This is a genomic window from Lysobacter sp. M2-1 (genome assembly GCF_022662495.1).
Classification (GTDB): Bacteria; Pseudomonadota; Gammaproteobacteria; order Xanthomonadales; family Xanthomonadaceae; genus JAKPBU01.
Map to the genome: position 1 here is coordinate 71639 of NZ_JAKPBU010000009.1, position 12649 is coordinate 84287.

Here is a 12649-nt window from a genome sequence, read left to right on the forward strand (position 1 = left end):
TGCTGCCAGCTTTCGTGGCAACAGCTTTGGCGAGAGCGGCCTTGGCCGCGATTGCTTTCGGTGTCGCGCCTGAAAAGGACAAATGCATTCGCGGCCAAGGCCGCTCCCACACAGGCCGCTCTTACGCAGACCGTTCCCACAGGGGCCGTTCCCACGCTGTTGGAGGCTCATTGTCGCTGCCTCCGCTGTTCGATCCAGCGCCGCTTTTCCAGTATCTGGTCGACCCTAGCATCGAGTTCGCGCACGGCCTGGTCCTGCGACAGGCCGCCGCGCACCACGCGTTCGGTGATCAGGCGCATTTCCTGCACGATCCGCTCCCACTCCAGCACCTTCGGCGTGGGTTTCACCCGCTCGAGCTGGTCGCGAAACGCCTGCGCCAGCGGATCGTTCGCCAGTGCCGGATGCTCCCAGGTGCTGCGCCGCGGCGGCAGGTCGCCGATCAAGGCATAGAAGCGCTGCTGGATATCGGGGCGCGAAAGGAACTCGATCAGCTTCCACGCAGCCTGCCTGCGCTGCGGATCCTCCCGCTCGCCGCCACTGAACAACACCAGGCTGGTTCCGCCGGCGATGCCGGCACCGGGGCCATCGGGACCGGGCAGCGCCATCGTGCCCCACTCGTCCTTCAGCCCTTCCGGCGCCACCTTGCGGAACTCGCGGATATTCCACGGGCCCGAGAGATAGAACGCGAACTCGCCCTTGAAGAACTCCTCCCACATGTTCGAAACCTGGGTTTCCGATACCGGCGGCGCCCAGCCTTTCGCGAACATCTCAGCGTACAGGGCCAGTGCATCGCGGAAACCCGGCGCGCTGAAGTTGCCGTAGTCGTCGCCGTCGCGCAGCAGCGGATCGTCTCCCTGCAGGCCCAGCGACAGCTGGGTCTCGAACTCGTTGAGCAGCAGCAGGATCGCGTACCGATCCGGACCGACGCTGCGCTTCACCGCGGCCAGCGTGCCGCGCCATTCGTCCCACGTCCTGGGCGGCTGGGTCACGCCGGCATCGCGCAGCATGTCCTTGCGGTAGAACAGCAGCCGCGTATCCACGTACCACGGTACGCCGACGAGCCGGCCATCGATCAGGTTGGTATTCCAGATGCCGGGAAAATAATCCGCCGGGCGCACCACCTGCGAAGCGTCGACATAAGGCTGCAGCGGCGTGAGCACGCCCAGGATCGCGAATTCCGGAATCCAGGTGTTGCCGAGCTGGCAGATGTCCGGCAGGCCGTCGGCCGCGAACGCGGTCAGGAGTTTCTCGTGCGCGGCATTCCAGGGGATCGCCTGCACCTGCACGCGCACGCCCGGGTTCTCGCGTTCGAAATCGCGCACCAGTTCGGCCACGACTTCGGCTTCCCGGCCCATCGCCCAGAAACGGACGACCGTTTCCTGCTCGCGCCGCGCACATGCGGCGCCAAGCAGCGCCAGCAGCAAAAGTCCCAGCCAGCGCGTGCGTCCACCCATGCCCTGCATGCTACATCGGCGGGTCGGACGCATGCGGCTGCGCGGGCGTGGCCTCTTCGGCCGCGTTAGCGCGGGACTGCGCCGCGGTGTCCTGCGCAGCTGCCGCTTCGGGGTCCGGCGGACCCGAGGTCTTGGGCTCGCCCGGCCCGGCCAGCCACCCGCCGGTGAAGCCCGCCCGCTCCAGCCCCGTGCGGATGTACTTGTTGCGCTTCATCACCTTCCACACGAATTCGCTGCGGTAGTTGGCGATCATCGTCAGGATCGGTCCCTGGTCGATGCCCAGGTAATCGCTCGCGACCCAGCCGCCGCCGGGCACCAGTCGCCCCGTCTTCAGTGGGACGTCCTCGTAAGCGAAGCTCGGATTGAACGAATCCAGGAATCCATAGCTGGAATAGATGTACTCCCCGTAGCGCTCGAACATGGCCTCGGTGGCCGGAATCACGATCTCGGGCGCGAAAGGCAGCGAGGCCAGGACCGCGGTCGGTGCGATCGTGCCGTCGTCGAACGCATCGGTCAGGCCCGCGCCGCGCGCGCTGTACTGGGCGAACTGGCGCTGCTCGCCGCGATAATCCTGCACTGTGTGCTGCGGCCCGTCGCTGGCAGTAAGGCCCCAGATGTCCTCGCCATAATCCTTCCACTTCATCGGGTTCTCGATCGCATAGCCGCGCTGCGCGTAGGTCGCGCGGCGGCTGTTCTCGAAGTAGTCGATGCCGCGGTTCTTCATGTACTCGTCGCGGATGCCGCGGAAATCGATCCAGACATGGCTGTACTGGTGCCCGAACTGCGGGCCGAAGGACAGGTATTCCTGCCCCTGAAAAACGCCCCAGCTCTGCTCGTAGGTGCGGGTCCACGCGTTCCAGGCTTCAGGTTCCAGCGGATGCGTGGGCGAACCCAGGGCCAGCACGTACAGCAGCATCGCCTCGTTGTAGCCCTTCCAGTCGCTGGCGATGAAGCCGGTTTCCGGATGCCAGCCCATCGACAGCAGCGGCTTGTTCTGCTGCGCCCAGGTCCAGTCCACGCGCTTGTAGATCTCATCGGCCAGCTCGCGGATCTGCTGCTCGCGCGGATCGTCGCGATCGTAATAGCTCTGCGCGAACAGCACCCCGCCCAGCAGCAACGTGGTGTCCACGGTCGACAGCTCCACCCAGCTGCCCCAGCGGGCGCCGGTCTGCATGTCGAGGAAGTGATAGAAGAAACCCTTGTATCCGCTCCTGCCTTCCGCTTGCCGGCCCTGCTTCGCGTCGTGGAAGAACTTCAACGTCACCAGGGTCCGGTCGACCGCCTGCTTGCGGCTGACCCAGCCGTTCTCCACGCCGATCGGATAGGCGGTCAGCGCGAAGCCCACCGAGGCGATGCTGGCGAACGGCCGCGACGGGTAGCGGTCGGGCGTCAGGCCGTTGAGCTCATTGGTCGTGTCCCAGAAGAACTGGAACGTCCGCTTCTCGATGTCGCGGAACAGCGGCGGCAGCTTGGGCGGGCCCTTGGCTTCGGGCTTCGGGGCGGGCGGAGGAACCTGCGCGATCGGACCCGGCTTGGGCGGTTCCACCTGGGGTGGCGGCGGTGCGCGCTCGCACGCACCCAGGCATAGCGCCGCGAGCAGCGCCACAAGCGCCCATCTGGTACCGCGCGCGCTGCGTGCCGTGTCGCGTTTGCTTCCTATCATTTCGGCTCCAGAGTGGGGAATGGGGCTGGCAACGCCACGCCCCACGCGTCGAAATCGGTCAGCGGTTGGCCGGCGACTAGCGCCCCGGGCGGACGCTGTGCGGCCATTGCCAGACCACCCAGCAACCGGCCTGCCGCGAGCACCGCACAGGCGAGGGCGCCCGTACGCCTTCCATGTTTCGCCAAGCGACTCATGCGAATTGCGGCACCGGTCGCGCGGCGCAATAGCGATCGATGAACTGCTGGTGGGTTGGCATTACGTCGACACAGGCCGAGATGGTATTGCCGATACTGGCAAGGAACTTGCGCAGCTCCTCTTCCGGCAGCCGATCGACCATCGGATGGTAGTCCTGCGGCAGGATGCCCTGCCCCACCATCACTTGGATCCAGCTGATTTCCGCAAACATCTCGTTACCGTTGCGGAAGAACCGGCCGCTATCGCGGAACAGGTCGATATTGGCTTGCAGCTCTGCCGGAATCGACATGTTCCGGCACTGGCGCCAGAACGGCGTATCGTCGCGTTCGACGGCGTTGTAGTGCAGCACCAGGAAATCCCGGATGCGGTCGAATTCGAACGCCAACTGGTCGTTGTAGCGCTGCACCAGCACTTCGCTGAATCCCTGGTCCGGGAACAACTCCATCAGCTTGGAAATCCCCGACTGGATCAGGTGGATGCTGGTCGATTCGAGCGGCTCCATGAAGCCACTGGCCAGGCCGAGCGCCACGACGTTCCTGTTCCAGCACTTCCTGCGTCGCCCGGTGGTGAAGCGCAGCGGACGCGGGTCTGCGAGCGCCTTTCCGTCCAAGTTGGCGAGCAGGGTGGCAGCCGCCTCATCGTCGCTGATATGCGCGCTCGAATAGACGTACCCGTTGCCGGTGCGGTGCTGCAGCGGGATCCGCCACTGCCAGCCGGCCTCGCGCGCGGTCGAGCGCGTGTACGGCGTGGGTTCGCCGACGTTTTCGCACGGCACCGCCAGTGCGCGGTCGCATGGCAACCAATGGGTGAAGTCCTCATAACCGGTATGAAGCGCCTGCTCGATCAGCAACCCGCGAAAGCCCGAGCAGTCGATGAACAGGTCGCCTCCGATCGTTTCGCCGGAACGCAATCGCACGGATTCGACGAAGCCCGTTTCCGGGTGCAGATCGACATGCTCGACCATGCCTTCGATCCGTTGCACGCCGTACCGTTCGGAGTAGATGCGAAGATAGCGCGCATAGAGCGAGGCATCGAAGTGGTAGGCATAGGCGATGTTGGCCAGCGGAGAGGTCGCGGGCACGTCGGTCGCCGAGACCATGAACTTGCCGTGCGTTGCGGCGACGGTATTGAGGGTATAGGCACCCAACGGTTGCGCCTGCCCGGCGCGCATCGCCTTGATCCAGTACTGGTGGAACGGCAACAGGCCTAGCGGATGACCGATTTCGGTGCCGAAGCCGTGAATGTAGGTTTCGCCCTTGCGTAGCCAGTCGACGAACTGAATGCCGAGCTTGAACGTACCCTGTGTATTGCGGACGAAGTCCGCCTCGTCGATTCGCAGCAGCTGGTTGAAGGCCTTGATGTGCGGAACGGTAGCTTCGCCGACGCCGACGATGCCGATCTCGTCTGATTCCAGCAGCCGAATGCGGTATTGCTCGCCCAGCGTGCGTGAGAGCGCAGCCGCCGCCATCCAGCCAGCCGTGCCGCCACCGACGATTACGATGTCCTTGATGTGCGATTGATTCATGGCGTCGATGACGGTGAGAATGATTTCAGGTGGAACTCTTCCGCTGCTCCCGCAAAAGCGAACGGGGCCCCAGGGCCCCGTTCGTATCCCGTCGGCGCCAGGGAGCGGGCGCCGAACCGGCCGTCTAGAACTTCAAGCCGAGTTCGAACGTCAGCGTGCGCGGTACGTAGCGGATATCGCCGTACTTGTTGACCGAGATGTCCGGATCGTAGATCCCGCCGGAACCGAAGCTGTCGTAATTGAACGAACTGTAGTTCTTGAAGTTGAAGGCATTCAGCAGGTTGACCCGGGCGGTCATTGCAACATGGTCACCGAACTTGAACTCCTTGGTCGCCTGTAGATCCACGGTGCGATAGCCCCAGATGTCGCCACCAATGAGGAATTTGCCCGTCGCCGGTACGTAGAAGCCTACCGGCGTACAGGTCGAGCCATCCGGATTGCTTTGCCCCCAGCAGGAGATGTTGTTCTTCGCCTCTGGCGTTTCGAGCACGATCTTGGCGCCGAAGGTGATGCCCCAGAAGCCGTCGATCGATCCCGCGGCCACCAGGCGGTGCCTCGGAACGGCATCGGACTTGATGAAGGGGTACTCCTCGATCGTGGGCTTGTCGAAGGCGTACGCCTCGTTCAGGCTGCGGTTGTGCCGCGCGTGGCTCTGCGTGTAGGCAACGCTCAGGCCCCAACCGGATTCCTTGGTGTACGGCTTGTCGGCCGACAGCAGCAATTGCGTGTTGCGCGTCTCGATGCCATTGCTGCCGAGGATGGTGTTGGCGTAGCCCGGGACCGGTTCGCCCCAAGGCTGGCTGCCGTTCTGGTAGAACGAGCCGTCCGGATAGCGGTTGATCAGCGTGAACACCAGTCCGTCGTGGCTGAGAATGTGCTGCAGCGTCACGTCGGTGAGCCACTCGCCGACCTGGTTCGACATGCCCAAGCTGAACTGGTCGCTGTATGGCGTCTTGAAGTCGTTGCGGAGCATGAACAGCTCCTTGCTGCCGGTGGTCACCGGCAGTCCCGTCAGCGCATCCGGACCGGTCAGGTAGACCGGATCCCAATCGACGCAGGGCCTGCCATTGTCGGGGCGGTAGCACAATCCGGTAGCGGGATCCCGGAAGTTGACCTCCACCGGCGACAGCGCGGCCTTGCTGACCTCGAGCGACAGTTGCTCGAAAAGGTTGCGATCGTACGAACGGCCCATACCGCCATGGATCACATGCTGTTCGTCCGCGTTCAGATCGTACGAGAAGCCGAAGCGAGGCGCCCAGCCGTCCTTGAAATCCTTGCGATTATTGCCGGTACTGATGTAGTCCGCCGCGTCGAGGCCGCTGGCCAGCAGTCTGTTCGCCCACGGTTGCTCGCCGGGCAGATCGGGATCATCCGCGTACAGGGCATCGACGAAATCCTGTGAGGTCACGAAGTCGGTGTACGACGGGTTCTTCTCGTAATCCCACCGGATGCCGATGTTCAGGACCAGCTTCTCGTTCACTTCCCAGTCGTCCTGGATGTAGAACCCGTACTGCTTCGCGTCCGACACCACCGTGTTCGTCTGACCCGGAACGTCGAACGGGGCGAGGAAGTTGACCTTGAACGGAGTGGCGGCCACGCCATCGGGCGTGACGTTGTAGCTGAACTGCGGATTGATCGCGCCCGCGTCCTGCGACGTGAGTTCGATCGACTTGTAGCTGACGCCCACCTTGATCGTATGGTCGCCATGCCAGGTCAGATTGCTGAAGGTCAGGTTGTCGGCGATCGACCATCCCTTCTGCGCCTTGCTCTGTGCGTCGAAACCGCTCGAGGGCCCGGTTTCCAGCAGCGTTTCCTCGCTATCGGGCCGGACCTGGTCGACTACCTTGTAGATGATTCCGTTGCCCAGGCCCATCGGAGTTGGGTTGTATTCGGAGTCCTCCGTCGTCGCGAGCAGCTCGTTCGTCCAGATATCCGAGAAGTGCAGCCAGCGAAGGGTCGAACGCTCGTCCTTGTTGACGAAGTTGCGGCCGTGGTCGGCGGCACGCTGGCCGCCGATCGAATCCACCTGGGTCTCGTCGCGCACCTGCGCGCTCAGTTCTACGCGATCGCTGTCGCTGATGTCCCAATCGATCTTGCCGAAATACAGGTCTTCGTCGAACGGCTGACTGACTGGACCGATCAGGGCCTGCACGTCGGACGGGAGGTACTGCGCCCAGTTGGCCGCCGCAGAACCCGGAACCACCGTCCGCGGAACGACATTCTCTTTGCCTTCGTACGCAAGGAAGAAATGCATGCGATCGCGGATGATGGGGCCGCCGAACGCCACGCCGAACTCCTTGGTCTGCGAATCGGACTTCTCTTCGCCCGGTGCCTCCTCGCTCGCGGTCTTCTCGCGCATCCGCTCATTGGTGAAGCGGTAGAAAGCTTCGCCCTCAAAGTCGTTCGTGCCCGAACGCGTCGCCGCGGTCACCGCGGCACCGGTGATCTGGCCGTACTCGGCCTTGTAGTTCGAGGTGATGACCTTGTACTCGCCGATCGCCAACTGCGGGAAGGGATTGCCCTGAGTATCGCTCTGGCCGGCGATGCCGCCGCTCTTGACGTAGCTCTTCTGGCCGACGCCGTCGATGTACAGATTGCCGGAAGAGCTGTTGGTGGCACCGCCTCGCAGGGTTGTATGGCCCTGGGCGTCCATTTCGAAAGCCATACCCGGCACGGTGTCCGCGAACTCCAGGAAGTTGCGCGTCGCCTGTGGCAACTGCTGAATCTGACGCAAGGAGACGGTGTTTCCCACTTCCGATGTCTTGACGTCCTTGAGCAGTGGCGCGGAAACGACTACCGCGCCTATGTCGGTGATCGGGCCTTCTGCAGGCGTCTCGGCGACACCGGTGTCGGCACTGAGGTTCAGGGTCGAAGTGGATGCAACCGAAAGCGTCACAGTCTGTTCGGTGCCCCCGGACCGGACGGTGTATGTCCCCGGCGGCAGTCCAACCAGAGAGTAGCTACCGTTCGCCGTGGTTTGGGTCGTGCGCGACGAGCCGGTAGCCACGTTTGTGGCTGTCACCTGCGTGCCAGCGGATGCGCCCGCCACGGTTCCACGCAAGGTGGCCGTTGCGGTCTGCGCAAAAGCGGGGGTGGTCAGGGCCATGCAGCTCACCAGCGCCGTGGCCAGTAACGAGCGTTGAAGCTGGGTATTGCCGGACTTGTTGCGCTTCATGGACTTCCCTCCCGGGGGATGTTCTACAAGTGAAGAAGCTGATCGTGAGCGTATGGTTTAAGAACAGATGACGAGGGATGGCACGCTTTATCCAGATTGGGAAACCGCCCGCGCCGGCACGGCTGTGGTGGACTGGCGGACGATCAAATTCGCTTGCAGAGTCTCGGACGTGCCAGGTTGATCGGGCGCGTCGCCCAGATGCTGCAGCAGCATGCGCATGGCCTGCGCGCCGATGCCGGCGATGTCCACGCGCATGGTGGTCAGCGACGGGTGGGTGTAACGCGCCAGCGGGATATCGTCGAAACCGGCGACTGCGATCTCGCCCGGCACGTCCATGCCCGCCTGCTGACAGGCAAACAGGAAGCCCAGCGCCATCATGTCGTTCGCGGCGAACACGGCGTCGGGTCGCGGCGAGCCGATCAGCAGTTGTCGGGCCGCGCTGTGGCCGGTGGCTTCGCTGAAGTCGCCCTGCACCACCCACGGTTCGGCACCGGGAACCGACTCGGCCAGCGCATCGCAATACCCGCGCAGGCGATCGCGTGCGTCGAAGTTGTCGGCTGGACCGGCGATGAAGGCGATTCGCCGGCGCCCGCCGGCGACCAGGTGTCTGACCATTTCCCCGGCAGCGCGGTAATTGTCGATCGACAGCGAGGGGACGCCCGTGCCCAGCGTCTGGCTGTTGATCAGCACCGCCGGCTGCGATGGAGAGAGGTTTTCGGCCAGGTGACTGGCATCGCTGGCATAGGGCGACAACACCAGCAACCCGTCGACACGCCCACGCATGGTGCGCAGGGCTTCCGCTTGCTCCTGGGGGTTGCCGTGGTAGCTGGACACGAGCAGGTGCTGGCGGTGGTCGCGCGCGACCTGGTCGATGCCGCGCATTAGCTCGGAGAAGAATTCGCCGTAAAGGTCGGGCAGGACCACACCGATGGTGTTGGTGCGCCGGCTGCTCAGGCTGCGGGCGGCATGGTGCGGGCTGTAGCGCAGTTCCTTGGCGACAGCGAGCACCCGGGTGCGTACCGCGTCGGCCACGTTCTCGTGCCCGTTGAGCGCACGCGAAACGGTTGCGACCGATACGTTCGCCTGGCGCGCGACATCCTTGATGGTGACGCTCAAGCCCAAGTTCCCTCCGCCGTGACCAGTTCGCGGCGGAATGTAAACGTTTTCAGCGCGACATGTAAACCATTCGTTATCCCGAACCGCCGAACCGCTAAAACATGCGAAATTTCACGGAAAACGCATGTTGCGCTGCAGCGAAAACCGGTCGTTTCGTTCTGCAGTGCAGCATGAATCAGCTGGCTGCAAGCTCAGACGGGGCGCGTGCAACGATGGAAAGCGCATGGATGTCGGTGCGCATCATCTCGCCCAGCGCGGCATACACCGCGCGGTGCCGCGCCAGCGGCGACAGGCCGGCGAACGCGGGGCTGACGATCTCGACATGGAAATGTCCGCGCCCATCCTGCGCGCCGGCATGCCCGGCATGGCGGTGGCTGTCATCGCGCACGTCGAGCCGCTCCGGCGCAAATGCCGCTGTCAGGGCGCTGCGGATCTTTTCGACCCGTTCCCCACTCATGGCAGGACCGGGCGGAACGGACGGATCTCGACGCGTTCGTAGACGCCGGCTGCCACGTAGGGGTCCGCTTCGGCCCAGGCGCGCGCCGCATCGAGCGCTTCGAACTCCGCAATGACGATGCTGCCGGTGAAGCCGGCGGGGCCGGGGTCTTCCGCATCGATGGCAGGACACGGACCAGCCAGCAGCAGGCGACCTGCATCGCGCAGCGCATGCAGGCGTGCGATGTGTTCCGGGCGAGCGGCCATGCGCGCTGCCAGCGTTCCGCTGCGGTCATAGCCCTCGATCGCGTACCACATGTTGGGGTCTCCTTTCGGGCGACGCATTCCGACGCGTATTGACGCGTCGCAACGTGCGCCGCGCACCAGTATGCCCAGAATGCCAGGCCGCCGGACCCACGCGCACGCCGGCGGGATGGATACGCGCGCTTACGGGAGTCGTCGATGAAGCAGCGGATTGCGGTGAGTGTGTTGCTGGCTGGAATTTCACTGGCGATGGGCGCCCAGGCGGCCGAACGAACCCTGGTCAAGGGGCTGGCTGCCCAGGCGAGCAGCGCCAACCAGCGCGTGCTGGAAAGGATTCTGGACAATCCGTCGACACGCCTTGTACGCGTGGTGCGGATCGATGCCGCCAGCGTGGCCGGCGACACCGACCGATTGCAGCTCGACCTGCCGGGCCGGAGCGTAGCTGCCAACCGCACCAAGGTGGAGCACGCGCAGGCGGGCAACCTGATCTGGTCGGGTTCGCTCAGTGGCGCGAAGGCGACGCGCAGCGGCATCGATCCGCTCAACTCCGCCACCCTGGTACGCAGCGCGATGGGCGTCACCGGTTCGGTCCGCGTCGATGGCACGCTGTTCCGGATCCGGCCGCTGCCAAATGGCGACCACGCGGTGATCCAGGTCGACGAGCGCGCGATGCCCGCCGATCACCCCGAAGATGCCTATGCGCGCATCCTGCAGGAAGCGGCGATGAAGGCGGCCGGTCCCACGCCCAATGCCAAACCCTGCAACCCGCGCAAGGAAAACTGCGGCGGGGGTGGCGGCACGCCGGTCGACCCCGGTCCTACGGCGACGATCCGGGTGATGGTGGTCGCCACCAACGACGCCATCGCCGCCTACGGTGGCGACATGCAGGCGCTCAGCCAGCTGGCCGTGGCCGAATCCAACCAGGGCTACGCCAACTCCAACGTCGGCATCGACCTGGTGCTGGCCAGCTATTCGACGACGACCTACGCCACCGCCGGAATGAGCACGGACCTGTCCCGGTTCCGCGGCACCGGCGATGGATACATGGACAACATCCATGGCGTCCGCGACGGCGCGGCGGCGGACGTGGGCGTGCTGGTGGCGAATGACGCCTCGGCCTGCGGCCTGGCTTCCGGCATTGGATCCACCGCCGCGACCGCGTTCGCGACCGCCTACTGGGACTGCATCACCGGCTACTACAGCTTCGCCCACGAGATCGGCCACCTGCAGTCGGCCAGACACGATCCGGCCACCGATCCGAGCACATCGCCGTATGCCTATGGCCACGGCTATCGCGAACCCAACGGCGCCTGGCGCACGGTCATGGCCTACGACTGCACGCGCGGCTGCCCGCGCCTGAACTACTGGTCCAACCCGGCCGTCCTGTACGGCGGCGTGCCCATGGGCACTTACGACAAGAGCCACAACCAGCGCGTGCTCGTCGGCACCAAGGCGACGATCGCGGCGTTCCGCTGACCGTCGTGGCCGGGCGCACAGCGCCGGGCTGAACGATCCTGCTGGCCCCGTGCTGGACACGGCCGGGGCCAGCCCTTACCCTGAGTGGGAATTCGAGGCCGGCTGCAGCGGCCGTGGGGATCCGGCCAGTGCCGGTACACGGTTCCGCCCTGGCTCCCGGGCGCAAGCCGCTTTCCCGACCCTCGCATAGAACCCGTAGACGAACCGCGTCCCGCTGTCCGCCGTCGCCCCCGCGACGCGTTGCGCCGATGCGGTTCCACGATCCGCACCGGCCCGCCATCCCGCAGGGCATGCCGTGTGTGGCGCAGACGGCCTGCGGTGTCCGCATGCCCCACCCCAGCAGTGACGGCGCCCGCGCCGACCCGATGACCCAGAACAGCGTGCCTAACGTGCCCGACGCGCACACCGCTCAAGCCGCGTCCAACCGTCCGCAGCAGCAGGCGCCGCAGCAGCATGAGATTCCGCTGGCGATGGTGCTGGGCCAGCCGGTACTGCAGATCCCGCAGGACCTGTACATCCCGCCGGACGCGCTGGAAATCATCCTCGAGGCGTTCGAAGGTCCGCTCGACCTGCTGCTTTATCTGATCCGCCGCCAGAACCTGGACATCCTCGACATTCCGGTGGCGGAGATCACCCGCCAGTACGTCGACTACATCCAGGCTATGCACGAGCTGCGGTTCGAGCTGGCCGCCGAGTACCTGGTGATGGCCGCGATCCTGGCCGAGATCAAATCGCGGATGCTGCTGCCGCGCTCGGCGGAGGTCGAAGGCCTCGAGGATGACCCGCGAGCCGACCTGGTGCGGCGGCTGCAGGAATACGAGCGTTTCAAGCAGGCGGCCGAGGACGTGGACGCCCTGCCGCGCATGGATCGCGACACCAGCCCGGCCAGCGCCTTCGTGCCCGACCGGGCTTCGGTGAAGCTGCCGCCCGCGGTGGACCTGCGTGAGATGCTGCTGGCGCTGCACGACGTGCTCAAGCGCGCCGAGCTGTTCACCGGCCACGCGATCAAGCGCGACGCGCTGAGCGTGCGCCAGCGCATGGGCGAGCTGCTCACGCGCCTGGCCGACGGCAGCTTCCACCGCTTCGAATCGCTGTTCGAGGCGCGCGAAGGCAAGCTCGGCGTGGTGGTCACGTTCCTCTCGATCCTGGAACTGGCCAAGGAGCGCCTGCTCGACGTGGTGCAGGAGCAAGTCGCTGACGCTCGCCAAGGCGAGCGTCGCCCGCCCGCGCCGATCTACGTCAAGTCGCTGGCCACCGGTGGCGATTCGGCGCTCGACCTAACCAGCGAGTTCGACGAGGACGCCGAGGCGGCCAACGACTCCTGAACCCTACCGTTCGTCCTGGGT

At 65.1% G+C, this 12649-nt stretch carries 9 protein-coding genes; 2 read left to right on the forward strand and 7 right to left on the reverse strand.

The window, feature by feature from the left end; translation table 11 throughout:
* Nucleotides 1-167: 167 nt before the first annotated feature.
* From MC375_RS14530 to MC375_RS14560, 7 genes are all read right to left on the reverse strand, one after another.
* Nucleotides 168-1454: a sugar ABC transporter substrate-binding protein gene (locus MC375_RS14530; RefSeq protein WP_242104121.1), complete on the reverse strand. Its 1287-nt coding sequence runs from the start codon at nucleotides 1452-1454 to the stop codon at nucleotides 168-170.
* 10 nt (nucleotides 1455-1464) lie between these two features.
* The gene (locus tag MC375_RS14535) at nucleotides 1465-3117 is read right to left on the reverse strand and encodes a glucoamylase family protein (protein WP_242104122.1); all 1653 of its coding nucleotides are present in this window, start codon (nucleotides 3115-3117) and stop codon (nucleotides 1465-1467) included.
* A 190-nt stretch (nucleotides 3118-3307) separates the two neighbouring features.
* Complete coding sequence (locus MC375_RS14540) at nucleotides 3308-4837, reverse strand: tryptophan halogenase family protein (protein WP_242104123.1); 1530 nt, start codon at nucleotides 4835-4837, stop codon at nucleotides 3308-3310.
* Nucleotides 4838-4961: 124 nt separating this feature from the next.
* Nucleotides 4962-8012, reverse strand: a complete 3051-nt coding sequence (locus MC375_RS14545; protein WP_242104124.1) for a TonB-dependent receptor — start codon at nucleotides 8010-8012, stop codon at nucleotides 4962-4964.
* Between the two features lie 87 nt (nucleotides 8013-8099).
* The gene (locus MC375_RS14550) at nucleotides 8100-9128 is read right to left on the reverse strand and encodes a LacI family DNA-binding transcriptional regulator (protein WP_242104125.1); all 1029 of its coding nucleotides are present in this window, start codon (nucleotides 9126-9128) and stop codon (nucleotides 8100-8102) included.
* A 175-nt stretch (nucleotides 9129-9303) separates the two neighbouring features.
* Entirely contained in the window at nucleotides 9304-9585 is a 282-nt protein-coding gene (locus MC375_RS14555; RefSeq protein WP_242104126.1) for a BolA family protein, read from the reverse strand.
* Nucleotides 9582-9881, reverse strand: coding sequence for a YciI family protein (locus tag MC375_RS14560; RefSeq protein ID WP_242104127.1), 300 nt, complete (start codon nucleotides 9879-9881; stop codon nucleotides 9582-9584). The genes MC375_RS14555 and MC375_RS14560 overlap by 4 nt, the downstream gene beginning before the upstream one ends.
* Before the next feature lie 195 nt (nucleotides 9882-10076).
* Between MC375_RS14560 and MC375_RS14565 the strand changes: the two genes are divergently transcribed.
* A complete protein-coding gene (locus MC375_RS14565) occupies nucleotides 10077-11303 on the forward strand; it encodes a M12 family metallo-peptidase (protein ID WP_343223524.1) in 1227 nt (408 codons plus the stop codon).
* A gap of 365 nt (nucleotides 11304-11668) precedes the next feature.
* Entirely contained in the window at nucleotides 11669-12628 is a 960-nt protein-coding gene (locus MC375_RS14570) for a segregation/condensation protein A (RefSeq protein ID WP_242104200.1), read from the forward strand.
* Nucleotides 12629-12649: the final 21 nt, after the last annotated feature.